The following is a 24,750-nucleotide window of genomic DNA, read 5'->3' on the forward strand; positions in this document are numbered from 1 at the left end:
TAAACTCCTTACCAACTCTTTGTTTTTCCTACAGATGATAAAGCTTTTTTGCATTCCGGTTGGTAACTTCTACAACCTCATCCCTGGAAATTCCTTTTATGGCGCTAATCTCATCAATAACATAAGGAAGATTCAGGGAAGAATTGCGCTTTCCCCGATTGGGAACAGGCGCCAGGTATGGGCAGTCTGTCTCAAGTACCAGCTGATCCAAAGGCATATATTCCACTACTTCTTTCAGCTTTCTGGCATTTTTAAAGGTCAGGACACCACCAATTCCCAAATAAAATCCCATATTCAGATATTCCCTGGCCATCTCTTTTCCATAGGAAAAGCAGTGAATCACACCGCCCACATCCTGGGAACGCTCCGCCTTCATAATATCAAGCGTATCTTTTGCCGCATCTCGGCTGTGAATAATAACCGGAAGCTTTACTTCCTTAGCAAGATTCAGCTGCCGCACAAACCAGGTCTTCTGTGTTTCATGATCTGGTTCTTCCCAGTAATAATCAAGACCTATTTCTCCAATGGCAACTATTTTGTTACGACCGGCATTTTCTTTCAGCCAGTTTAACTTCTCATCATTTAACTCACCAGTCTCATTGGGGTGAACTCCAATTGCTCCATATATATAAGAATACTTCTCTGTGAGTTTAATGGTATTTTCTGATGTCTTTATGCTTGCTCCAACATTGGTAACCGCTTCTATGCCATGAGACTGCAGACTTGCAAGCAACTCTTCTCTGTCTTCATCAAATGCCTCATCATCGTAATGGGCGTGTGTATCAAAAATCATAGATATCTCCTTTAAAACGTTTTTCAGCCTGTAATCAATAACCGAACTATATATAGCAGAATTAAATGAAGAGGATAGAACCCGTAAAATAAATATTTTATATTCCTCTCACCCTTTTTCCCGTTATACAAGTGGATCGGCAAAAGAGCAAATATTCCTGCTCCAAAACAGCTTGCGCTGATTAATGCAGCCATAATTCCTGCAAATATTGTCTGAAGTTTTTTATTATTACGAAATATATATATGATCAGTATCAGTACAATTCCGTCTAAGTTGTAATCTGATTTCAGCAGTATGGATACCCCACATCCCACTCCGATTGCCAGAAACTGCCGAAGAGGATCACCCATGGCCTTCTGGTACCACTCAAGCACCCACAGACCGATAAAAAGTGTGAAGAATACATTCTGATACCCGGGGTGAAACCAGCTGTTAAAAACCGCAAGGTCAAACGGTATTTCCGAAATCAAAGCAAATGCCAAAAGCCTGATTCCGTACTTTCTAACATCTTTGGTATGAAGAAAACCCTCAACCAGCAAAAAGCAGAAAATGGGAAAGGATATTCTTCCAATGGTTCGGAGAACAAAATCAATGGTACTCCACTTTATGCCTTCTGGCGTAGCCAGGATTGTCTGCATCAGGAAAGGGTCCTGATACTTCAATATCCCATTTTCAATTACAACCGCACCAATATGGTCAATCAGCATGGTTATGATCGCGATGATCTTTAAGGTATTTCCTGAAATTCCTTTCTTTGGGAATGCAGTGGATTCTGTCATCAAGTCCTCCTCTTAAACGATAAGACCGGATTATAAAAATCCGGCCTCATACTCATCTTTTCCTGTTCTTAAAACAGCTTTTTATTAGCAGATCTCCGCTCCTGATGGCATTGCCTTTTCCGGAACCATAAGAGATAAATTGCCCTGTGCATCTTCCGCACATAAAAGCATGCCTTCGGATAAAACACCAGCCAGCTTCGCTGGTTTTAAGTTTACCACAACCATAACCTTTTTACCAACCATTTCTTCTGGTGAGTAATGAGCCTTAATGCCGCTGACAATCTGTTTTACCTGACTTCCAATTTTAACTTTGGAACATAAGAGTTTTTTCGATTTCGCAACTGCTTCGCAGGCAATGATCTCACCCACCTGGAACTGCAGCTTTGCAAAATCCTCATATTCAATTTCAGCTTTTGCCTCTATATCAATTCCGTCATCTTCCTGTGATTCTTTCTCTTCTGTAGCACCTTCTGCAGCTGTATGCATAGCTTCCACTTTCTCCATTACTTCCTTCATATCCATACGGGCAAATAAAATCTCAGGCTTGTCGGTTACCTTATTACCAGATGGGTATAAACCGAATTCATTCATCTGGGGCAGCTCTCTTTTTGTTGTATTAAGCTGAGAAAGAATTTTAGCAGAGGTCTCCGGCATAAAAGAAGCCAAAAGAGATGCTCCGATGGTAATCGCTTCTGTCAGGTTATAAAGAACCGTCTCCAGACGGGCTTTTGAAGCCTCATCCTTTGCAAGAGTCCATGGTGCTGTTTCATCAATATACTTATTACTTCTTCTGAAAATGTTAAAAATAGAAGTAATTGCATCTGCGACGCGGAGTTTTTCCATCTTCTCGCTGACCTTTTTCACTTCTTCAAGCACAACTGCTTTTAAATCCTCATCAAACTCATCTGTGATACCGCCGTCTCTTACCACACCGTCAAAATACTTATTGGACATGGAAATGGTACGGTTAACAAGGTTGCCCAGAATATTGGCAAGATCAGAGTTCATGCGCTCTACCATCAGCTCCCAGGAAATGATTCCATCATTATCAAAAGGCATTTCATGAAGAACAAAATAACGAACGGCATCCACGCCGAAGAAATCTACCAGTGTATCTGCATAAAGAACGTTACCCTTTGATTTACTCATCTTTCCTTCGCCCTGTAACAGCCATGGGTGACCAAATACCTGTTTTGGAAGGGGTACATTCAATGCCATTAAGAAAATAGGCCAGTAAATGGTATGGAAGCGGATAATATCCTTACCAATCAGATGAAGATCTGCAGGCCAGAGTTTCGCAAACTGGTCACTGTTATTTCCATCACAGTCATATCCGATTCCTGTAATATAATTTGTCAATGCATCCAGCCATACATAAGTTACATGTCTTGGATCAAATGTGACTGGGATTCCCCATGTAAATGTGGTTCTGGACACGCATAAATCCTGAAGTCCGGGAAGAAGGAAGTTGTTCATCATCTCATTCTTTCTTGATACGGGCTGAATAAAATCAGGATTTTCATTAATATGCTGGATCAAACGATCTGCATATTTGCTCATACGGAAGAAATAAGCCTCTTCCTTTGCCGGTTTTACTTCACGACCGCAATCCGGACATTTTCCGTCTACCAGCTGGGACTCAGTAAAGAAAGATTCACATGGAGTGCAGTATAAACCTTCATAATATCCCTTATAGATATCACCCTGATCGTAAAGTTTTTTAAAGATTTTCTGAACCTGTGCTTCATGATCCGGATCAGTAGTACGAATAAACTTGTCATAGGAGGTATTCATCAGATCCCAGATCGTTTTAATCTGACCAGCTGCCTGATCTACGAATTCCTTGGGAGTTATGCCTGCTGCTGCAGCTTTCTCCTCAATCTTTTGTCCGTGTTCATCCGTTCCTGTCTGGAAAAATACATCGTATCCTTCTTCTCTTTTAAACCTTGCTATGGCATCAGCTAAAACAGCCTCATAGGTGTTGCCAATGTGAGGCTTACCGGATGCGTATGCAATGGCTGTGGTGATATAATATGGCTTTTTGTTTGAATCTTTACACATAATCTTTTCCTCCAGAAATATAATGAGATGCAGGGTGAATCATTTCCCAACAAAGAAAAACCCGTCTTAAAAAATCCACGTAGGAAATTTAAAGACGGGGCACTATCCCGTGATACCACTTTAATTTATCCATGCCTTACGACACAGACCTCACCGGCTGCGTTCTAATCAAAAGCTTTCCAGAATGGCGCTTTTGGTATATAATAACAGTCTGACACGATAACGGGTGTGACCGTCGAAATTTAAAGGCTTATTACGCCAATTCAACTTCGCTGCTCCAAGGCCATGTTGGGAAATACGCTCAGGCTTCCTTTTCAGCTACCGGAATTCTCTGTACATGAGGCGGGTTTCTTACTCTTCTTTTCTCAGCATTCTCAAATGAATCAATTGTCAGTAACCCTAGTGTAATAGTTTCATTCCCGTTTGTCAAGCAGGTAAGTTTCAGGATCTGACCTTTTGTCATTACTTTTTTCTTATAAACATATAAATAATATTAGTGAATTGTGGAGGATCTTAATATGAAAAACATGATTATCAGGCAGGGACGCCGTATCCTTTCCATTGTCTTGGCGGCCTCTCTGTTTTGCGCCTGTACACCACCTCCAAGACAGACGGGAACACCATCCGATGCCCAATATCAAAAATACCATGCCCAGGATCTATCCATGCAGAAAGCATTCGATCAGTTTACTGCAGATTTATTCCGGGATGAAATCAGCGATTCCGGTATCAGTTTTCATTTCAGTATTGCCGATCCTGCTTCCAGAGGAATTAACACGGTTCCTTTGACTCTTGGAGATTTTTCTCTGGATAAGATGAAGCAGGGTACAAAGGACCTTCAGGAGGTAAAGAAAAAGCTGGAAAGCTTTAACCCCCGGAAGCTGACTGCCGACCAGAGGCTTACATATCAGATTCTGTATTCCTACGTTGATACCGAATTAAGTTCTGATGGAATGGAACTCTACGCCCAGCCGCTTACCACGACCATAGGAATTCAGGCCCAGCTTCCTGTTCTCTTTGCCGAGTATACGTTTAACAATAAAGCGGATGTAGACAATTATCTATCATTGCTGTCATCCATTGACGAGTATTATGGGCAGATAATGGAATTTGAAAAGAAGAAATCAGAGGCAGGACTATTTATGTCAGATGCTGCAGCTGACCATGTTTTAAAATCCTGTGAAGCTTACTTAATACAGCCGGATCACAGTTTCCTTGCAGAAACCTTCAATACCAGAATTGATTCCCTGACAGACTTAACCGATGAGGAGAAAGCAGAATATAAGAAGCAGAATATCAAAGTTCTGGAAGAACATTTTGTTCCTGCTTATAAGAATTTAATAAGCGGTCTCACCGCTCTGATGGGAACCGGAACCAATGACAAAGGTCTTTCCTGGTATCCCGACGGAAAGAAATACTTTGAATATCTGGTAAACTCCAATACCGGTACCTCCTATGATTCAGTCAAAAGCCTGAAAAAGGCCATAGAAAAGCAGATGAATAGTGATATCAAAGCATTGGGACAGATTACAAAGGATCATCCTGAAGTGATTGACTCTCTGGATCATTACTCCTTTAAGTACACAAAGCCGGAAGAAATCCTGGAATCTTTAAAATCTCAGATTACTACAGATTTTCCGGAGCTTCCACCATGCAACTACACAGTTAAGTATGTGCCAAGCGCTTTGGAATCCTCTTTAAGCCCGGCCTTTTACCTGGTGCCCCCTTTGGACCAGTACCAGAATAATGTTATTTACATCAACAACAACCCTCGTTTTCAAAATGATGACCTTTATACTACCCTGGCTCACGAAGGCTATCCCGGACATTTATATCAGAACGTATACTTTCTAAGCAAAAAACCAAATGATTTAAGGAGTATCCTTTCATTCTCAAGCTATTCCGAAGGATGGGCTACCTATGTAGAATATTATTCCTATACATTAGATAACGGGCTGGACCCGGAACTTGGCAAACTTCTGGCACATAATACAGCCATTACGCTGGGAATTTACGCTTACCTTGATATCTGTATCAATTATGAAGGCTGGGATAAGGAAGCTACCGCTAAATATCTTGGAACCTTTTATAACGTGGAAAATACAGATATCGCAGATTCCATCTACAACAGCCTGGTGGAAAATCCAACGAATTATATGGAGTATTACGTAGGCTATCTGGAAATCATGGAAATGCGAAACACGGCGGAGAGAGTCTTAAAGGATAAATTTAACTTAAAAGATTTTCATACCTTTCTGCTTGATGTGGGGCCAGCTCCATTTTCAGTAATTCAGCCTGCTTTCCGCAACTGGCTGGCAAAACAGCTTAGAAGTTGATATGAAAATAAAACAGGCAAAAGCCATAAGATCCATTGGCTTTTGCCTGTTTTTTATTTTATTTCTTTATAATTCTTTACATATTCCAGATAATCATTATCGCCCTGTTTGATAGAACCGCTGGAATAATTTTTACCGTTCACCAGAAGCTTTAATTTATCCAGTTCAAAGTTCTCTACAAAGGTGTTGCCAATAGCTGTAATGGTAAGCCTGTCATCACCAGAACCGCTTTGCGGAACTGCAGATAAATCCAACGTACCAATTCCATTAGCTGAATCATATTTCAGAACCTTTGTTCCATCCTCTAATACGCCGTATTCTATAAGTTTGCTTACGATAGCATCTGCAGTCAGCTTGTCCACTGCATCCATCGCCTGATTTAAACCAGTCTTATTTTCATTCTTACTATATACAGAAATAATTTCCATCGGTTCTGCATTAGGGTCAGGAACTTTATCACTGGCGCCTCCTGTTGATGCCATTACCTGTGGATCAGGTGCTGTTGTCTCCATCTTTGGCTGGGTTGGTGTACAGGCAGCCAGGGATACCATCAGCATAGCGCTCACTAAATATAAAATAATTTTTTTCATAAATGCGTATTGCCTCCTTTAATTCTGTTAAAGACTCCGAAACCACTTATTCAGTTTGGTCAGAACTTTGATTAAAACTTCTACCTCATTCTCGCTTAGGCCTTCTATCATTCCGGCTATCATCTCCCGATGAAATGTAGCATGATGTTCATAGGCTTGTTTTCCTTTATCTGAAAGAGAAATATAAACAACGCGCCGGTCTTCTTCTCCCCTTTGGCGGGTAACATAACCTTTTTTAACAAGACTGTTCATGGCTATGGTCAATGTCCCCACTGTGACAGACAATTCTCTGGCTATTGCGGACATATTCTTAGGTTCTCCCACTCCGATCGCCTCAATCACATGCATATCATTATTGGTGATATTATTAAATTCCTGTGTAATGATAGCCTGCTGTTCGATATCCATTACGTCTCGAAACAGCCTTACCAGTACTTCGTTAAGAGTTCCGTAAGTATCCACGTTTATCCCCTTCAAATCTATATGACAATAAAAGCTTCTTCGTAATTATACATGATTATGTATACGAAGACAACCACCTGAATTCTTATGAAATTCTTAAATCAAAATGATTAATTTCCTATTATACCAAAAACCGGCTTAAAAATACGCTGGCTGCGATACCAGCAACAGTTGCTGTCAAAGCTCCCCCAAGGGTGTATCTGGTTTTTCTGATTTTAACAGTACCAAAATATACACTGAGGCAGTAAAATAATGTCTCAGTACAACTCATCAGAACAGAAGTCATAAATCCAATATAAGAATCTGTACCATATTTTTTAAAGATATCCAAAACAAGCCCGATGGCCGCTGAATTGGAGACCAGCCGAACTAAAATAACCGGCACAACCGGTGCCGGAAGAAATAAATAAGATGCGGGTTTCGTAAGCAGCTTTGCCAGAAAGTCCAGAAACCCGGATGCTCTAAGTACTCCTACCGCTGTCATCAGACCAATTAGTGTAGGCATAATGCCTGCAACCGTTTTCATTCCATCTTTTGCGCCATTTAAAAAATCATCAAATACCGGACGCTTTGATAAAATGCCAAATCCAACAATGTAAAAAATGATCAGCGGAACCGCAGCCTCAGAGAGAAATAATAAAAATCCCATAGTTTTACTCACTATCCGTTAATTATTATAATCTATTCCGGCTGCTTCCTTTTCATTCTTTTCATTTATTTCAAAATCCTTCTCTCAAATATAAAGACAATCTTTTGAAAGAAGTGAATGACAAAATTAAAGCAATGCAGTACTTTCAGCTGCTTTCTTACAATCGTCTTGGATCCCCTTTTATTAAACTCTGCCATAATCTTTTGAAATTCATCTGGCGGAGGCGCAGGCACAGACGGTGTTAATTCCGGGTGTTTCTGCATATAATCAAGCAAACGGGCTTCCAGTTCCTCTCTTGAATTATGATTTGTATGAAACAAATAAAAGATGGAACACTTATTGATGGAATCTTTCTTCTGCTCCACGTCTATACCTCTTTATGTTTGGTTATCCTTTGGTTCTCATACGCTTTGGGGTTGACTTTTTACCACTAACGTTTACTATAATAGTATATCGAATTTGGGAGGCAGCTTTTCTATGAAAAAAATAATATTAACTGGCGGCGGTACTGCCGGTCATGTTACCCCGAACCTGGCTTTAATTCCTTCACTAAAAGAAAAAAACTATGAGATTCGTTACATCGGTTCCTATCAGGGAATTGAACGAAAATTGATCGAGAATGCTAAGATCCCATATAGCGGTATCTCAACAGGTAAATTCCGAAGATATTTTGACATCAAAAACTTTACGGATCCGTTCCGTGTAATAAAGGGATTTGGAGAAGCGCTTAAACTGATTAAAAGCTACAAACCTGATATAGTATTTTCCAAAGGCGGCTTTGTTGCCGTTCCAGTCGTGTTAGCTGCAAAGCATTTAAAAATACCGGTAATCATCCATGAATCAGACATGACTCCCGGCCTTGCAAACCGGATCTGTATTCCGGCTGCTACCCGTGTCTGCTGTAATTTTCCGGAAACACTCAGCTATCTCCCGAAAAATAAGGCAATACTAACCGGTTCCCCCATACGGAAAGAACTCTTAGAGGGCGACCGGATGACTGGATTAAAGTATGCCAGGCTAAACGACAACAAGCCTGTTATACTGATCATCGGAGGTAGCCTTGGTTCTGTAACCGTCAACAACGCTATAAGGGGCATCCTTCCAAAGCTATTAAACAATTACCAGATCATACATATCTGTGGAAAGGGCAATCTGGATGAAAGCCTGGCAGGTGTCCATGGATATGTACAGTATGAATATGTAGATGCCCCTTTGAAACATCTTTTTGCTGCTGCTGACTTAATGATTTCCAGAGCTGGTGCCAATGCGATCTGTGAGATACTGGCACTGAGAAAACTTAATATTCTGATTCCCCTTTCCGCTGCTGCCAGCAGAGGTGATCAGATTTTAAATGCCAAATCCTTTTCAAAACAGGGATTCAGTTATCTTCTGGAAGAAGAAAGCTTAAATGGAGACACCTTACTGCAGGCCATTACAGATACCTTTGCTAACCGTCAGACCTATCTTTCAAAAATGGAAAGCAGCGAACTTCATGATGCTGTTAATACAATTATAGAAATGATAGAGAACCTGGTTTCCAAAAATTAATCAGTTTTATAATTTGGACCGAGTATATTTTTTAAGCAGACTCTTGTCCGATAGATCCGGGAACGGCAGACCGTTCCCGGTATCTCAAGCTTCTCACAGATCTCCGGAATCGTCAGCTGTTCCAGAAAATATAGTACAGCCATCTCCTTCCACTCATCTCTCATATTGGAAATCTCACTGGTGATTTTTAAAACAGACTCTTCCCCAAGAACTACCTCAAGAGGATCCGTTACCACATACCTTGCGAGCATCGCCATCTCGTTGGATGCATCTTCCTCATCAAGACTTACTTTCTCATAATGACCATTTTTACGAAGAGAGTCTATGCATTTGCGTTTTAATATTTTGATCAACATGCTTTTTTTCCGCGTGTCTGACCAGGTTAATGAATAATTCTCAAAATAAGAAATAAAAGTCTCCTGTACCACATCATCAAGTTCCAGATCCGGTACATTCAGTGTTTTAGCTATTCGTCGCAACAGCCCCTGATATTTACCATAAATGGACTGTAGCAGCAGATTTTCATCTTCATGTATGCTCATATCATATGCCCCTCTGATTACAGGGCGCTCCTGATGGCGGCTCCTGTCTGTGCTAGTTCTTCCGGACTTACCTTACCTGGCATCCAGGAAACCATAACAGGACCTTCCTCGTAACGGGGAATCAAATGCACGTGAAAATGAAAAACCGTCTGGCCCGCCTCTTTTCCATTATTCTGCACTACATTGAACCCGGAGCATCCCAGCGCCTTTTTCATGGCGACTCCTATTTTTGCTGCCAATGGAAGGACCTTTGCTGCCGTTTCTTCATCCAGATCACAGATATCTCTGTAATGCTCCTTGGGAAGAATCAGGGCATGCCCTTTGGAAGCTGGTCCTAAATCCATAATTACACGAAACATGTCATCCTCATAAATTGTCTCTGAGGGAATACCCCCATTTGCAATTTTACAGAAAATGCAGTCATCTTCTCTCACACACTCACCTCCTTCCAGCATTTTTTCCATATTTACCGGCTGCGACCGTTCCTGGGTCTGCGATATAAAACCACTCCCATTATAATGCCTATTATAAGACCTGCAATATGAGCAGCGTTATCAACACCTGTGCTGGTAAAGCCAAAATACAGAGAGCATAAAATTACCACCACCAATTGACGGGTGCTTAGGTCTTCCAATTGCCCACGATTAACTGCCACTGCATATAAAAGACCGCCGATCACTCCGAAAATGGCACCGGAAGCGCCAGCGGAAACCACATTTCTATATCCGGACATATTTATAATCATGGAAGCAACATTCGCTCCCACACCACAGATCAAATAAAAAAACAGGTATTTAATATGACCCAGTGCACGTTCCAGATTATCTCCCAGAATGAACAGAATCAGCATGTTGTTCATAATATGATTTATTCCAAAATGCATGAACGTGGAAGTAATTAATCTGTAATACTCCCCTCTTTCAATAACCAGCGGCGCATACATAGCCCCATGGGAAACCATAAACTGGGTATCCTCGGTAGATCCATTCATCTCCAGGTATAGAAAATAAATGACATTCACCGCAATGAGACCAATATTGACTAAGGCCTTCTTGCGCCTGCTAAATTCATCCATTGAAGCGCTCCTTCTGAACTATAATATGCTTATTTTATCATAAACTGACAGATTATGTAAATATAAACGCAAAATTTGCGATAAAAATTTCATCTCCCGTATTTAATAAAACTGTTTCATTTGTTTCCAGAAGCCGGCCGTTGACATATGTGCCATTGGTAGAGTTTAAATCACTGATGCAGTAATCATTTCCTTCCATCTCAATCTTCGCATGAATCCGGCTGATAGCTTCTCTATTAAGAACATAATCCACCAATCCCTCCTGCTTGCCTATGAGATAGGGAGTATATGTTATTAATATATCTGGAATTCCAGGACTTGCAGATCTAAAAACCTTTACTTGCGCATCTTTTTGATTATTAGTAAGAAGTACTGTCTGTATGGGGTCTTCTCCCGCTGCTGATTTAAGCGGAACTTGGGATTCCTCCTTGCTTTCATAAAAAGCCGTTTGCCACTCTTCCTGTTCGCTGTCATAACTCCGGTCTTTTGCTGGGCTGTCTTCCTCTGGGTGCTGGTATTGATTTTTGCCTGTTGATTTGAACCCAAATAAAGCGGAAAATATTCCTGCTGCCATAACCAAATACCAGTATCTTAATATTCCCTTGTAACCAGATATGCCCCACAACACAGCTGAAAAACCAGTAACAACTACATACGATATAATAAGCGGTCTCCATAAACCAAAGCCGGTAGTTTTGGTTTGTACAGGACTTGAAAATTCCTCAATGACCTGTATCTCCTCTTTTTCTGTATTTTTAAATCCGGTTTCAGTCTCACACTCTCCCTCTTCCTGCCTTGCTTCCAGCTTATCATTATGGAGACAAACCAGTTCCGCTAAAGCATCCATACCGTAATTATCTTTTACACTCTCCTGATATAACGCATAAGCCATAACCACGCATTCTTTATCCTGATGGTTAATCTTCCCCAAAAGATAACGAAGTAATTCCCTCATCTCCTCTGAAAACTTCCTGTCTCTTCCAGGTATCAGACAGAGAGACACAAAAAACTGTTCTGGCTCAACATAGATGAATTCCGGCTGTAGAAGTATCTGATCTTCTTTAAGGAGATATGCAGGAAGACGGTTAAGAATCTGGGCAATCCCGGTAATTAGATTTATAAGTTCCTGTTTATCTATGCTGTGAAACTCTAAAATTCGGCTTAAAGGCTGTTTTGAAGTGATTTCATAATAGAAGTATTTATGATTATCAATCTGCTTTAACTGGAATTTCAGCAAACCATTTATCTGATTTTCTTTGAGCATGTTTTCCTCATATCCCTGCATCTGGGCATTATCCTGCTCTATAATCAAATAATTATGCTTCATCTCCCGTCTATATGTAACATTCATATCATTCCTCCTGACTGATCAGTGTCAGCTTCCTTAGAAAATTTTCAGGATCAAAGACTTGTTGTTCCAATTCAAGCTTCCATCTGCCACCCGCTCCTGTACCCTTAATCCGCTTTCCGGTAAGCAAATTTCCGGTTAAATTTAATTCAAATTCATATTCCTTCCATGAAAAAGGGGTTCCAGCCCTGTGAACTGCCCAATTTGCAGCATCACCAGGCGGCTCTGTCTCATTGTGCCTTAATCTCTGCACTGATTCAGCAAGTGCCATGGCCCCCGCCACCTCATCTCTCAGACGATACGCAGACTGAATGGATATCATAAGAGAGAATAATATGACAGCCATAACAAAAGCGGCTTCTACCGTATAACTTCCGTTTAAACGCTTGTTCATTTCATTACCATGATTAGCCAGACCGGAACCAGAAACGGAATAAATGGGATTCTCTCTTTTCCAACATCAATTCCTTTTACCCGGTTTAACAGAAAGAACAGACCGCAGAAAATACCGCTCAAACTTAAGCCATAGAAAAATAATATCAGATTGGACAAATCAGGCAAAAACAGACCGCTTATTATAAAGAAACAGCCATCCCCGGTGCCCACCGACTCCTTTGATAATTTACTTACTGCTAATAAAGCAAGACCCACCAGACAGCCAGTAAGCTTAAAACAATCCTCGCTCTGTAATAAGCACAAAACAATTCCTGCAGCGCCACCGCTTAAAAGGAGCCAGATACTGATACTTTTCTTTCTCCCATCTTCCCAGGCTGCTGCAAAAAGAAACATACCAAAAATAATACAATTTAATTGTTCAACCATCTTTGCCTCCTTACTGAGAACAATAAGAACAAGCACCTAAATGAATTACTTCCGATATAGGTACAAGCCTGACATATGCCGTAATTGCACTGCATTCTCTACTGCTGTGGAATTTTCCACCTGACGGCATGATATAGACAATACTGCCTTCTCTTTCCAGGCTGCTGCATCTGCTGCATGGTTTGTATATCCCTCCGCTAGTATTACGGATACTCTCCAGTTCCGTTTCATTCACTGCCTTTATATGATTGAATAAATAATGACAGGTTCTTTTTTTGTGATATCTGGTGCTGTCTCTTCCTACATAGACCATCTCTTCCGTATCGCCTGACTCTTCCTCATAGAGCAGTGTATTTCCAATCCACGCTCTCCTGAAACACCGGGCAGACATTGGAACACTTTTCAGCCCTAAAACAGGAAATGGAAGACGAATCCGATAATCCATAATCAAATCAATGGTTTCTTTATCTTTTAAAATAGAGGATCTTAAAAAAGATACAGACTCAGCATCCTGGTATACTTCATACTTTCCCATTTTTATTCTTGCATATAGAAGAATACTCTGTTCTGTTATTCCATCCAGAAAACCATCCGGCAGTTCATTTAATCCCGCTGCACTTAAATCTTCACCTCTTTTTAACTCTTTTAAAGCTGATACATACTGACTTAACTCTTCACCTGTAATCTCAAGCGCAGTCTGAATTTTTCTACCGTCATTTAGAAGTTTCATTGGCGTCATCAGTATTATTACTGCAAACAAAAAAAGCGGTAGTGCCATAGCTGCTTCGATTGTCAGACTGCCTGGTCTGGTGTGAAAGGAGGCGAATAATAATACCCTTTTTGCAGAGATGTTTTTTCTTATCAAGGGGAAATGTACCTGGAGAGTAACCTTTGCTTTACAAATGATTTTTTTTAACTCTCTGAAAAAGGGCATAATTATTCGCCTCCTCACTCTAATATGCTTTTTCCGTCCGAACCTCTATGGCATAAACAGGTTCCAGCACTCCGAAAAAGAAATGCTGCCCACGCCCTTTTCCCTGAATTTCTGCCCCATATACACAATGAGTCATGCGAAACTCAGTATCGGTTGTCCGAAGATTCATCTGAATGACATCCATAAGCCTGTAATACTGCCTGGTACTATGGAAGAGAAACAGAAGCAATTTTAAATAGCCAGTATAGCTAATACCGTTATTGTCACTACCTTCACCCTTAAACGAACCACTGCTTCCCGAATCCAGTAAGCCCTGAAGTGAAAGCCTCCAGTTATCTCTTGACTTAATAAATGCAACCTTTTCTCCCTGTAACAGCCGTCTGACATCCATAATGGCTTCTCCCATTGCCCAGATACTCATAACAAAGAAGGCCACCAGTCCCGTAAGAGGGGCAGTTCCTGTCACTCCGGTTATCACACCTGCCAATGCTTCTGCTTCTTTTCTTTTTTCCTGATCCATTAAAATATGTACCAGATTAAGACCTTCCCTTATAGCCAAAACATCTGTTACAGCCTGTGAAAAATTTTTCTCATCACTATTCATCCCTCCGATTAAATATTCCAGTTCATATTTAACCGCTTTATCTTCTTCTGATAAAAAACTGGTAAGAAAACGTCCACAGTATTCCTCAAATAAAATCCGGTCTGTCAAACCATCAATTTCACCCTGTTCCTCTGAATAAATCAGAGATGGAAACGAGTTAAGATCAAGCTGCCCTTTCGATATCTGTGTCCCCTCTGGAAGTACAAGGCTCATAAGACCATTTCCCACAAGGCTCTCCACCTTTTCTAAAATCTTTTCTTTTTGAGGGTCTTTCACACCATTAGTATAGGAAAGCAAAGAAATATGGATTTTACACCAGATATCCCTGACAGAACCCCATAACTCTGATAAATCTGGCCCATCATCATCATCGTCATCTGAACTGCTTTCCCATTCATCAATTATTTGTCCTACTTCCAACGCCCGGTCTTTTGAACGTTCTATTATGTTCTTAATATTAATAGCCTCCTCGGCAAGTGCTTCGACTTCTTTTCGCCTTTCTCCATCCTGCCTTACATAAGAATCATACCAATCGGTATCACTGTTTAATGTTATCTGGATTGGATTGCTTAACTGATCCATTGCTTCTGTTCTTTTGCTTTTTGTTAGCTGTAATTGAACATATAATTCATCTGCAATATTTTCATAAGATTTTACAAGGCTCGGTATACGATCCGTCTCTTTCTCCAATTCTACCGCTTTTCTCATAAATTCCTGTCCATCGTAATTGCTCAAACATGAATTTGCTTCAATCCATATGTATTTCTGTTTTTCTAAGGAATTATTAATTTCTTCAATCACATGCTCCAGACGTACTGCTTCTTTTGTGTGTTCCCCATATGACCTGGAAAGATCTTTTACAGCAGCTGCTTCCTTAAGATCAGCAAGCATTGTAACGGCTCCTGCTTCATCTGGTATGTGATCAAAAATCCCATACTTCATATAATCCAGGATTTCCTGCTTCATATATTTCCCACCGGCACTGGTTATGAGGTCACGATATAACACATTGGCATCCTCTATATCCACACCATACCAGCCAGAATGCTCCATATATGGTGCTATATACTCCTTCCATTTCTGCTCCAGGTCATTCCCGCTTTTATCTTCCAGAAGAAAAATCCGGTACTTATCCCACGCCTCTCTGTGATATCTGCTAAATACAGAATCCATTGCGGAATCCGCAGCAATCTTTAAATACCATCTCGTTCCTGCAGTCCGTGCGGACTCTAAAAGTCCGCACATTAAACTGACAATGCATAAAAGGGTTAAACTTAAAAATACCGTTATATGACCATTGTTGTGCATTAATACACCTCTTTCGACTGCTTATTAATCTCCTCAAAAATGCCATCCAGCAGTTTTTTAATATTGGTTTTAAAAATAATAACCAGACCAATTAAAACTACCAGAATCAATACAATTTCAATAACCCCTACTCCATCTTCTTCTTTTATAAAATCCTGGATCTGCTCTTTCATTATTAAAGCCATGGTATCACCTCCTCTCTAGTAAAATGCAAGAAATGCAGGTACTACGATCATAGTCATGACAACAAATAACATTAGTAGGAGGGGCAGCAAAAGCTTTGTACCTGCTTCTTCTCCCAGCTTTCTGGCTGCATTCTTTCTCTGCTCAAAAGCAGAAGCCATTTCTATATCAAGTGCATTCCTTAACTGCCTGCCTCCATTTTTCTGATTTTGTTCCAGTAAAGCTGCAAGCTTTATGTATGGCTGGAGGCTGCAACGCCTTCCAAATTCATTGTAAGCACGGCTTTCCGACAAACCACTTTTTAACTGTGACGCCGTATGTACCATCTCTTCATAAGCCGGGCGCATGACACGCCTTCCATTTTTAAGAGACTCCCTGTATCCTGCTGCAATTCGTTCCCATGCTCCCCTTACGGTATAACCTGCTCCAATATAAACCACAAGCTTTGAAATCACTTCTGAATAATCCATTAAAAGCTGTTGCTCTCTCAACCTGCTTTTTTTCTGCTTTTCAACCTGAGTCCTGACCTGCAAGAGCACTGCCAGTACAAAACCAAGCATAGGCAAAATTCCATAACTTCCTTCTTTTGGTTTAGAGTACCTGAGTTTTTGTCCTTCAAATACATCAGGTAAAATAAGTGATATGTCTGTCTGCTGCTTCGTATCAAGATCATCTGCCCATTTCTGAAAGGCCGCTTTCTTTTTTTCATCCAACGTCAGAACAGGTGGATATACTTTACCTTTGTATTGATAGCTTCGCTGGTGGATACCATCTGATACCATAGCCAGAATCAGAATTTCTTTCCCTGTCTCAGGAATATCCTTGTTATAAACTGTTCCAGAGGAGTCAATGAGCTCAGAGTCACTGGTTTCCCAGCGTACGGTTAATCCAGAAGTGTCCAGTCTGGTTTTCAGGTTCAGATTTTGTCTTATTAAGTTAAGAGAATCATTTTCTGAAAGTATTTGGGCTGGAAGCTGGGTTTCCAGCTGGTCAAACAGGTCCTCTGCTTCTTTATCTGTATATCTTCGCTCCCTTACAGGAATTTCTATTAATAGTTTTTTATCTTCCTGTTCTTCATCCAGTCCTTTTACCAAAACCTCATAAATGTTCTCTCCCTGCCCTGGTCCGGCTCTTTTAAGCCCCTCCCCGTAAAACACATCCTGCCTGCCCCAGAAAGTAGAAAGTTCCAGAACTGCATATAAAACAATCCCTCCCGCTGCACATGCGGCCTGTACCTTTGTTACAGGCTGTCTCCATTTAATACTTAATTGTTTTTTCATAAGGCTCCCCGATTATATCTCAATTTCCATAATCCTCTTTGCTGTCTGATAGGCAATCATATAAAGGATCATACATATGGTCATTAAAATTCTTCCCGCTCCAGTGGTATACATAATCTGAAAAAAGCCGGGGGATGTAAAATCAATATAGATGACAATGAAAAAAGGAATAAGATTCATTATTTTTAGTTCAAACTGCTTGGAAGCCGTCATGGTCAGAATCTCCTGCCTCACCTGTACTTTGTCCCGAATTACATCTGCCGTGTGACTGATGATAGAAACCAATTCTCCTCCGCTGCGCTTTGCAGTGGAAAATACTTCTGCAAAGTTCTTCACATCATCCAGACCGCTTCTTAATGCAAATTCTAAAAATGCCTGCTCAACGGACCGGTTCATATGAATCTGTCTCTCAATGAACCGGAATTCCTTTGTTATAAGTCCCTCCTTGCCATAAAGAACAGATAATTCTACTGACGCAGAAATAACAGAGTTTTCTACTGAATAACCTGCACTTAAAAAGGAGGAGAGAAGTAAAATGCCTTCTTTAAATTCCAGATTTAACTGCTGAAGCTGTCTGTTTTTTAATTCTTTTCTTTTTGTCAAAGGAACTATAATTCCGAAAGGAATGAAAATAAGAAATACCACCAGACTGCGATAGAAAATATAAGAGAAAAGTGCTGCAATTAAGATTCCCTGTCCACTATAAAACAGCCACTCCCTCATAGAAAGGATATAGATATCATAATTCAATGCCTGCTGCTTTGAGCTTTTCTGTGTTTTTAAGGTCTCCAACCTTCTTAAGGCTTCCACCAACTTTTTTTGTATCTCCCCTGTCGGTTTCCTCTTCTTCAAACCGATAAATGGGATTAAGTCTGATTTCACCACCTTCATATCCTGCTACCTCCACAATTGATAAGACCCGTCTGCTTTTATCCCTTAATCTGCCTAAATGAATTAAGATATCAATTGCTGCCGCTACCTGACTGCGCACCGCCAGAAGAGGAATGTCTGTCCCCATGAGTACCATGGTTTCTAACCTTGACAGCATGTCCTTTGGACTATTTCCATGCCCGGTGCTTAAACTTCCGTCATGCCCGGTATTCATGGCAGAAATCATATCAAGCGCTTCTCTTCCTCTTACTTCGCCAACGATAATTCTGGATGGATTCATGCGAAGTGCTGCCTTTATTAAATCACCGATGGTCACCTCTCCCTCCCCTTCTCCATTGGCGCCTCTCGTCTCCAGACGTACCAGATTGGTGATATGAGTGATCTGAAGCTCTGCAGAATCTTCAATGGTTACAATACGCTCGTTTTGGGGGATGTAAGAAGAAAGGGCATTTAGAAAAGTACTTTTACCGGAATTGGTTCCTCCGCTGATGAAAATATTATATCCAGCCTCCACAATGGCTTTTAAAAAGTCTGCTGCTTCCCTGGTTATGGATCCCAGCTTTAAAAGCTTACCAATAGTGATGGGTTCTGGAAACTTTCTGATTGTAACAGCTGGTCCGTCAATGGAAACCGGCGGCAGGACAACATGAACCCTGGAGCCGTCACACAGTCTGGCATCTGCTATGGGTCTTGAAACATTCACGGTCCTGTTTACACGGCTGACAATCTGCTGAATCATATCTTCCAATTGTTCCTGACTCTCAAATTCCTTTTCCCACCGTTCCATACGGCCATTTCTTTCAATAAAGATGTTATTTGCCCCATTTACCATGATTTCTGTGACAGTTTTATCATCTACCAGTTCCTGAAGTATCCCCAGGCGTCTGAAGGAGTCAAACAGCCAGCCTCTTAATATTAGTTTTTCTCTTAGAGGCAGATATTCGGTCATTCCAAAACTGATTATCTTCTCATCAATCATGGTGTAAAGCTCTTCATCTGAAATCTGTTGATGCTGATTTAGTTCCAACATAATGTCTTCCCGCATCCTGATGCGTTGTTCTTCGTTCATAACTTCTCCCTCCCTATGGCTGTTTTCTTAACAGCTGCCGGGTATAATCTCCTAATTCACTCCACAAAAGCTGATCCAGATAATTGTCCTTCCTGCCAAAGGTACAATGATAGGGAAGATTGATTTTCTGAATCCTGCTCATTACAGCATTGTGGCCGGAAGCTGCAAGGTATGCTTCAAACTCTTCAACTTTGGCCGCTGATACACAATCATCTTTTACCGGCATATAGATTCCGTCACATACTTCCAAAACGTCAGCCGCTCTTTTTCCCATCTGCCCCAGATCAAGGATAATGGTACCGTATGTACTCTCCTTAGAGATCTGCTTAATTAGTCCCGCTATCTCCTGAGATGAAATAAATGCCAGATCTTCCGGATACTGAACCGGTGGTACATAATCCAAATCTCCCCATGAATAGATAACAGAACCAAGCCGTCCAAATGAAAAGCTGCCCTGTCTGTAGTAATAAAACAGATCTGACATCCCTCTTTTATACTCTTCTCCTGTCAGACCCTCAAAACCAGAGCAATCTTCCATATTTAAGTAAAGAACCTTTAAATCCCGTGACAAAAGCTGAGCCATAGCCAGGGAAAAGGATGTTTTTAAACAACGGTTTACCGGTGAATAGACACCGACTACCCTGCTTCTTTCTGACAGTGTGGTATATCCTGTTTCTTCCAGATCAGCGCAGTATTGTTCCATAATCTCCCGAATGAGGTGATCTGCCGCCTGGTATTTATAAACACTGGGATAGGACTCATTTGCAGGTATTATTTTCTCTTCTGCAAGCAGAACTACTTTATCTGCACCAATCTGCCCGATCTCCTGGTTTGAAACTCTGGAACTGATGAGCAGAAGTTTAATTTCATGATCACAGCTGTAACTCTTAAGTTCCTCCAGTGATGAAAACGACACAATGGACACAGGAAACCGCTCTTTAAAATTTACAAATTCTGCAAACCGTTCTCCAAATCCAGAGTCCGCATCGTATATTGCCATAATACGTTTTGTCATAGCAAACCTCCTTGTTGAAAAAAAACAACAGTAAGTATTGTTCCTAAAAACATACAGAATCCTAACGGAATTACCGCGTCGTACCCATCCCGGGCGGAACTATAATAAGCTGTGATTTTTTTTGTCTGAATCAATGACCTGACATAGGTCAGAAAGTAAGAAAACCGCTGAAAGGTACAGCCTTTCACAGTCATTAGAACCAGGGACCAGAATGCCCCTATTATGAAACCTCCGGCAACTGCTGCAAAACCGTTGCCATAACCCAGATACCCGAATATCAAAGCAATGATTTTAATATCACCAGCTCCAATCATACGGAATAGAAACAGAAGAAAAAACAACGCTGTTACTGCAAAGAAACGGCTTAAAAAGAAGATTGCTCCCCATAGTACTGCCTGATTCCCTGCCTCCCAGCCAAATAAAATAACTCCCCCCGCCACACCAGTCAGCACCAGCCTGTTGGGTATTCTGTGTTCTCTTACATCAAAATAAGAACCAGCTGCGAGAATAAAAAATAATACCACAAATTTTACAATATCATCCCCTTTATTTAAACTATAAATCTGGAAATAGTGCCGGAATATCGGCCTTGAACGACGGAATAAAGAATTCCAATTCATTGATAATGAGAGAGTCCGTATACAGAACGTATGCGGGATTCTGACTTTATTATGCACAAGATAAATACAAAAGTCAACAGCTTTTTACAACTTTTTTAAAAACTGACAAACAGGTGATTGTAATGCGGATCGTGTTTTATTGTTAATTTTTACAATATTTTATCATTTTTTTATTTTATATAAGTGATTTTACACAATATCAGTTGACCTTTTTCTCTCCGGGTGTTAATATAATATTAGTTTACTATTTTAAACCAAAGGAGATGTTTCAGGTGGCAAATAGCGAATTTTCTGAGCTTTTTAAAAGCTGCATGCCGCTTTTTATTGCATTGGGAGACGAGGTCCGGCTTACAATTATTGAAGTTCTGGCCAGTACGGATTCGTTTCAGACAAATGTCCGGGGAATGAACGTGAACGAGATCACGGATCAGACAAATTTATCCCGGCCGGCCATATCTCATCATTTAAAGATTCTCAAGGAAGCAGGGCTGGTGTCTGCCAGACAGGAAGGAACTGCTAATTATTACTTTCTTACCTTTGGAGAAAGCACAAGAAAGTTATGTACTCTTGGGCAGTATCTCCAGAAATTTATGGATCCAGTCCATTAAATTTATGGAGATTCAGGCAATAGATGAATAAAGTTCCAATTTCCAGATATACTGAGATTGATAGGTACCTCGTTAAATTGTTATCTGGAGATGATCGTATGAAAAATTTATTGTTAGGAAATCACTTTTCCCTTACGGAAGAGGAACGGAATTTACGAAAAGAAATCGAACGTTCCAAAACCGCCATTGATGCAGCAAGAAATCATTTTGAACAGGTCGTTGACCCGACATTAATTGACTGTTACATTTACGAGCTTAATGCCGCACAGCTACGTTACCAGTTTCTTTTGCGTCGTTTTAAAAGCCGTGAAGTATAGTCAGACAAAAACCCGCTTTAATACGTAACCTGTTGCAAACGCTGCTTCTGCCTGTGGAATCGTGTACCAAAATGGAGGGGTGAGCAAATGGAAGATTTAACAAATGAATTGGAAACAGGTTTTATTACTGAGCTTGACCGGTATTTATACAACAACGGCCGGCATTACGAAATTTATGAAAAACTGGGCGCTCATCCAAAAACATGCAACGGAAAACAGGGAATGTATTTTGCTGTTTGGGCACCTCATGCCAGTCAGGTTGGTGTAGTGGGAGATTTCAACGGTTGGAACCCCGACTTAAATCCTATGGTTCCCTTAGCCGACTCCGGGATTTGGGAAGTATTTGTACCAGGAGTCGGTCTGGGACAGTTATACAAATATTGTGTGACCACACCCAGCGGAAAGATTCTTTTTAAAGCGGATCCCTATGCTTTTTATGCTGAGTTCCGACCGCAAACCGCTTCTATTACTGCAGATTTATCTGTATATTCGTGGAATGATCTGGAATGGGTTGCAAAAAGGGAAGAACAGGATCCATTAACAGGACCATTAAGCATTTATGAAGTTCATTTAGGATCCTGGAAAAGAAAAAACCGAGAGGATAAAGAAGGGTTTTATACATACAGAGAAGCCGCTCATGAACTGGCAGAATACATAAAGGATATGGGTTATACCCACATAGAGCTGTTAGGCATTGCAGAACACCCCTACGACGGTTCCTGGGGCTATCAGGTGACCGGTTATTATGCTCCTACTTCCCGGTACGGTACACCGGAGGAGTTTATGTACTTTGTTGATTACATGCATCAGAATGGAATTGGTGTCATACTTGACTGGGTGCCTGCACATTTTCCCAAGGATGCCCACGGACTTTCCGAATTTGATGGAGAGGCCTGTTATGAATACGCAGATCCACGCAAGGGAGAACATCCTGACTGGGGAACCAAGGTTTTTGATTACAGTAAGTATGAGGTTGATAATTTCCTGATTGCCAATGCTCTTTACTGGGTGGAAAAGTATCATATCGACGGGCTGCGGGTGGATGCTGTCGCTTCCATGCTGTATTTAGACTACGGAAGATCCCAGGGTGAATGGGTGAAAAACTGTCTGGGTGGTAATGAAAACCTTGAGGCAATTGAATTCTTTAAGCATTTAAACAGTGTTATGAAGGAACGTGGAAAAGGTGCTGTTGTAATTGCGGAAGAATCCACTGCCTGGCCAAAGGTTACGGATAAGTCGGAAAATTCAGGCCTTGGTTTTACATTTAAGTGGAATATGGGCTGGATGCATGATTTTCTGGAGTACATGAAGCTGGATCCGTACTTCAGAAAATATAATCATCATAAAATGACATTTGGAATTACATATTTTACCAGTGAAAAATATATACTTGTATTATCCCATGATGAAGTGGTTCATTTAAAAGGTTCCATGATTGGCAAAATGCCCGGACTCCTTGAGGATAAGTTTTCCAATTTAAAACTTGGTTATACCTTCATGCTTGGTCATCCAGGCAAGAAGCTGCTTTTTATGGGACAGGATTTCGGGCAGTTCCACGAATGGGATGAAAAAGATTCCCTGGACTGGTATCTGGCCAAAGAACCCCTTGGGGAAGATCTTCAAAATTATGTCAGAGATCTTTTACACCTGTATCGGAAATTCCCTGCACTTTATGACAATGATTATGTCTGGGAAGGTTTTTCCTGGATAAATGCCAATGACAACGAGCATAGTATTTTCAGTTTTATAAGGCACGGAAAGGACACTCAGGGCAGCTTGCTGTTTGTTCTTAACTTTACTCCTGTATCCCGTCCTGAGTACCGTGTGGGTGTGCCAAAATCAGGAAAATACACACTTGTGCTGGATACTTCCAACGGTCTGTATAAAAAAGCCAAAACAGCTCTGACCTATAAATCTGAAAAGACTCCATGGGATGGTCAGGATTATTCCATTGCATATCCTCTTCCGGCTTATGGAGCCGCCATATTTTGTTTCTGATTGGCAAATTATTTGGTAATTTATTCTATATATTTCTATAAATTGCTATACTTTTTCGGTATTTTGTAGTAAAATAAACGTATAAAATTACTTAATATGCTAGACTCAAAGATGGAAGGAGAGGTTCATATGGCAGCAGAATTAATCGCTACAACAGCAACAAAAAAGGTCTTTCACGATGGTGAAAAGGCAATTAAGGTTTTCAACGCTGAGTTTCCAAAGGCTGAAGTTTTAAACGAAGCACTGATCAGCGCCAGAGTGGAAGAAATTGGCGGCATTAATGTTCCAAGAGTACTGGAAGTCGGTGTTTTTGAAAACCAGTGGTCCATAACCTTTGATTTTATTGAAGGCAAAACCCTCCAGCAGCTTATGGATGAAAATCCGGAAAAACTGCCTGAATATATGGAACAGATGGTAAATCTTCATCTGAATGTCATGTCTAAGCATTGTCCCCATTTAAATAAGCTGAAGGATAAAATATCCAAGCAGATCCAGGACATTGAAGAGCTTGGTGATGTAACAAGATATGACATGCGCACTCAGCTTGACAGCATGCCAAAGCATACGAAACTCTGCCATGGCGATTTTAACCCCTCCAATATCATTGTAAAGGAAGACGGCACCATGTTTGTTCTGGACTGGGTTCATGCCACTCAGGGCAATGCCAGTGCAGATGTAGCAAGAACCTATCTGCTGTTCTGTCTTCAGGACCAGAATAAGGCAGATATGTATATGAACCTGTTCTGTAAGAAGACCGGAACCGCGAAAAAGTATGTTCAGTCATGGCTTCCCATTGTTGCTGCTGCCCAGCTTTCCAAAAAACGGCCGGAAGAAGCAGAGCTTCTGAATAAATGGGCAGGAGTTTGTGATTACCAGTAAAAGACAGGAAAAGGGAACGGAGTTTGTTTCATCCGTTCC

General features: G+C 40.8%; 27 protein-coding genes. 6 read left to right on the plus strand and 21 right to left on the minus strand.

Going from position 1 to position 24,750, the window contains the following annotated elements:
- Positions 1 to 28: 28 nt before the first annotated feature.
- The 3 genes from BXY41_RS25455 to metG all read right to left on the minus strand — a co-directional run bounded on the left by BXY41_RS25455 (position 29) and on the right by metG (position 3,633).
- Positions 29 to 793 carry a TatD family hydrolase gene (locus BXY41_RS25455; protein ID WP_104439682.1) on the minus strand — a complete coding sequence of 255 codons (765 nt, stop codon included), beginning with the start codon at positions 791 to 793 and terminating at the stop codon, positions 29 to 31.
- 23 nt (positions 794 to 816) lie between these two features.
- Complete coding sequence (locus tag BXY41_RS25460) at positions 817 to 1,572, minus strand: TraX family protein (RefSeq protein ID WP_104439683.1); 756 nt, start codon at positions 1,570 to 1,572, stop codon at positions 817 to 819.
- A gap of 84 nt (positions 1,573 to 1,656) precedes the next feature.
- Positions 1,657 to 3,633: a methionine--tRNA ligase gene (metG, locus tag BXY41_RS25465; RefSeq protein WP_104439684.1), complete on the minus strand. Its 1,977-nt coding sequence runs from the start codon at positions 3,631 to 3,633 to the stop codon at positions 1,657 to 1,659.
- A 518-nt stretch (positions 3,634 to 4,151) separates the two neighbouring features.
- Here metG and BXY41_RS25470 point away from each other — a divergent pair.
- Positions 4,152 to 5,969, plus strand: coding sequence for a DUF885 domain-containing protein (locus tag BXY41_RS25470; protein ID WP_104439685.1), 1,818 nt, complete (start codon positions 4,152 to 4,154; stop codon positions 5,967 to 5,969).
- Positions 5,970 to 6,022: 53 nt separating this feature from the next.
- Here BXY41_RS25470 and BXY41_RS25475 read toward each other — a convergent pair whose 3' ends face one another.
- The 4 genes from BXY41_RS25475 to BXY41_RS25490 form a co-directional block, all read right to left on the minus strand.
- Positions 6,023 to 6,559: a GerMN domain-containing protein gene (locus BXY41_RS25475; RefSeq protein ID WP_104439686.1), complete on the minus strand. Its 537-nt coding sequence runs from the start codon at positions 6,557 to 6,559 to the stop codon at positions 6,023 to 6,025.
- A gap of 27 nt (positions 6,560 to 6,586) precedes the next feature.
- Complete coding sequence (locus BXY41_RS25480) at positions 6,587 to 7,036, minus strand: MarR family winged helix-turn-helix transcriptional regulator (protein ID WP_104439687.1); 450 nt, start codon at positions 7,034 to 7,036, stop codon at positions 6,587 to 6,589.
- 106 nt (positions 7,037 to 7,142) lie between these two features.
- Positions 7,143 to 7,670, minus strand: a complete 528-nt coding sequence (locus BXY41_RS25485) for a spore maturation protein (protein WP_104439688.1) — start codon at positions 7,668 to 7,670, stop codon at positions 7,143 to 7,145.
- 65 nt (positions 7,671 to 7,735) lie between these two features.
- A complete protein-coding gene (locus BXY41_RS25490) occupies positions 7,736 to 8,035 on the minus strand; it encodes a hypothetical protein (protein ID WP_185140399.1) in 300 nt (99 codons plus the stop codon).
- A gap of 112 nt (positions 8,036 to 8,147) precedes the next feature.
- Between BXY41_RS25490 and murG the strand changes: the two genes are divergently transcribed.
- Positions 8,148 to 9,218: an undecaprenyldiphospho-muramoylpentapeptide beta-N-acetylglucosaminyltransferase gene (gene murG / locus BXY41_RS25495; protein WP_104439689.1), complete on the plus strand. Its 1,071-nt coding sequence runs from the start codon at positions 8,148 to 8,150 to the stop codon at positions 9,216 to 9,218.
- Here the strand turns inward: murG and BXY41_RS25500 are convergent.
- The 14 genes from BXY41_RS25500 to BXY41_RS25565 are packed head-to-tail and all read right to left on the minus strand — an operon-like array spanning position 9,215 to position 20,813.
- Positions 9,215 to 9,760: an RNA polymerase sigma factor gene (locus BXY41_RS25500; RefSeq protein WP_104439690.1), complete on the minus strand. Its 546-nt coding sequence runs from the start codon at positions 9,758 to 9,760 to the stop codon at positions 9,215 to 9,217. The genes murG and BXY41_RS25500 overlap by 4 nt on opposite strands.
- A gap of 17 nt (positions 9,761 to 9,777) precedes the next feature.
- Positions 9,778 to 10,194 carry an HIT family protein gene (locus BXY41_RS25505; RefSeq protein WP_104439724.1) on the minus strand — a complete coding sequence of 139 codons (417 nt, stop codon included), beginning with the start codon at positions 10,192 to 10,194 and terminating at the stop codon, positions 9,778 to 9,780.
- Between the two features lie 32 nt (positions 10,195 to 10,226).
- Positions 10,227 to 10,835: a rhomboid family intramembrane serine protease gene (locus BXY41_RS25510; protein WP_104439691.1), complete on the minus strand. Its 609-nt coding sequence runs from the start codon at positions 10,833 to 10,835 to the stop codon at positions 10,227 to 10,229.
- 52 nt (positions 10,836 to 10,887) lie between these two features.
- Entirely contained in the window at positions 10,888 to 12,186 is a 1,299-nt protein-coding gene (locus tag BXY41_RS25515; RefSeq protein ID WP_104439692.1) for a DUF6382 and FHA domain-containing protein, read from the minus strand.
- A 1-nt stretch (position 12,187) separates the two neighbouring features.
- Complete coding sequence (locus BXY41_RS25520; protein ID WP_104439693.1) at positions 12,188 to 12,577, minus strand: hypothetical protein; 390 nt, start codon at positions 12,575 to 12,577, stop codon at positions 12,188 to 12,190.
- Positions 12,574 to 13,005 carry an A24 family peptidase gene (locus BXY41_RS25525; protein ID WP_104439694.1) on the minus strand — a complete coding sequence of 144 codons (432 nt, stop codon included), beginning with the start codon at positions 13,003 to 13,005 and terminating at the stop codon, positions 12,574 to 12,576. Before BXY41_RS25525 ends, BXY41_RS25520 begins: the two co-directional genes overlap by 4 nt.
- Before the next feature lie 10 nt (positions 13,006 to 13,015).
- Positions 13,016 to 13,939, minus strand: coding sequence for a hypothetical protein (locus BXY41_RS25530; RefSeq protein ID WP_104439695.1), 924 nt, complete (start codon positions 13,937 to 13,939; stop codon positions 13,016 to 13,018).
- Between the two features lie 19 nt (positions 13,940 to 13,958).
- Entirely contained in the window at positions 13,959 to 15,851 is a 1,893-nt protein-coding gene (locus BXY41_RS25535) for a DUF5702 domain-containing protein (protein WP_104439696.1), read from the minus strand.
- Entirely contained in the window at positions 15,851 to 16,024 is a 174-nt protein-coding gene (locus BXY41_RS25540; RefSeq protein WP_104439725.1) for a Flp1 family type IVb pilin, read from the minus strand. Before BXY41_RS25540 ends, BXY41_RS25535 begins: the two co-directional genes overlap by 1 nt.
- Positions 16,025 to 16,051: 27 nt before the next feature.
- Complete coding sequence (locus BXY41_RS25545; protein WP_104439697.1) at positions 16,052 to 17,314, minus strand: immunoglobulin-like domain-containing protein; 1,263 nt, start codon at positions 17,312 to 17,314, stop codon at positions 16,052 to 16,054.
- Positions 17,315 to 17,326: 12 nt separating this feature from the next.
- A complete protein-coding gene (locus BXY41_RS25550) occupies positions 17,327 to 18,106 on the minus strand; it encodes a type II secretion system F family protein (RefSeq protein ID WP_242980407.1) in 780 nt (259 codons plus the stop codon).
- On the minus strand, positions 18,054 to 19,250 hold the full coding sequence (locus BXY41_RS25555) for a TadA family conjugal transfer-associated ATPase (RefSeq protein ID WP_104439726.1): 1,197 nt from the start codon (positions 19,248 to 19,250) through the stop codon (positions 18,054 to 18,056). The genes BXY41_RS25550 and BXY41_RS25555 overlap by 53 nt, the downstream gene beginning before the upstream one ends.
- 37 nt (positions 19,251 to 19,287) lie before the next feature.
- A complete protein-coding gene (locus BXY41_RS25560) occupies positions 19,288 to 20,289 on the minus strand; it encodes a P-loop NTPase family protein (RefSeq protein WP_104439698.1) in 1,002 nt (333 codons plus the stop codon).
- On the minus strand, positions 20,286 to 20,813 hold the full coding sequence (locus BXY41_RS25565) for a prepilin peptidase (protein ID WP_104439699.1): 528 nt from the start codon (positions 20,811 to 20,813) through the stop codon (positions 20,286 to 20,288). Before BXY41_RS25565 ends, BXY41_RS25560 begins: the two co-directional genes overlap by 4 nt.
- Positions 20,814 to 21,220: 407 nt before the next feature.
- Between BXY41_RS25565 and BXY41_RS25570 the strand changes: the two genes are divergently transcribed.
- The 4 genes from BXY41_RS25570 (at position 21,221) to BXY41_RS25585 (ending at position 24,711) form a co-directional block, all read left to right on the plus strand.
- Entirely contained in the window at positions 21,221 to 21,517 is a 297-nt protein-coding gene (locus BXY41_RS25570) for an ArsR/SmtB family transcription factor (RefSeq protein ID WP_104439728.1), read from the plus strand.
- Between the two features lie 98 nt (positions 21,518 to 21,615).
- On the plus strand, positions 21,616 to 21,834 hold the full coding sequence (locus BXY41_RS25575) for a YaaL family protein (protein WP_104439700.1): 219 nt from the start codon (positions 21,616 to 21,618) through the stop codon (positions 21,832 to 21,834).
- A gap of 87 nt (positions 21,835 to 21,921) precedes the next feature.
- Entirely contained in the window at positions 21,922 to 23,832 is a 1,911-nt protein-coding gene (glgB, locus tag BXY41_RS25580) for a 1,4-alpha-glucan branching protein GlgB (protein ID WP_104439701.1), read from the plus strand.
- A gap of 129 nt (positions 23,833 to 23,961) precedes the next feature.
- A complete protein-coding gene (locus tag BXY41_RS25585; protein ID WP_104439702.1) occupies positions 23,962 to 24,711 on the plus strand; it encodes a phosphotransferase family protein in 750 nt (249 codons plus the stop codon).
- Positions 24,712 to 24,750 lie beyond the last annotated feature (39 nt).

Origin of the sequence: Lacrimispora xylanisolvens (assembly GCF_002934545.1) — a bacterium.
Taxonomy (GTDB): Bacteria; Bacillota; Clostridia; order Lachnospirales; family Lachnospiraceae; genus Lacrimispora; species Lacrimispora xylanisolvens.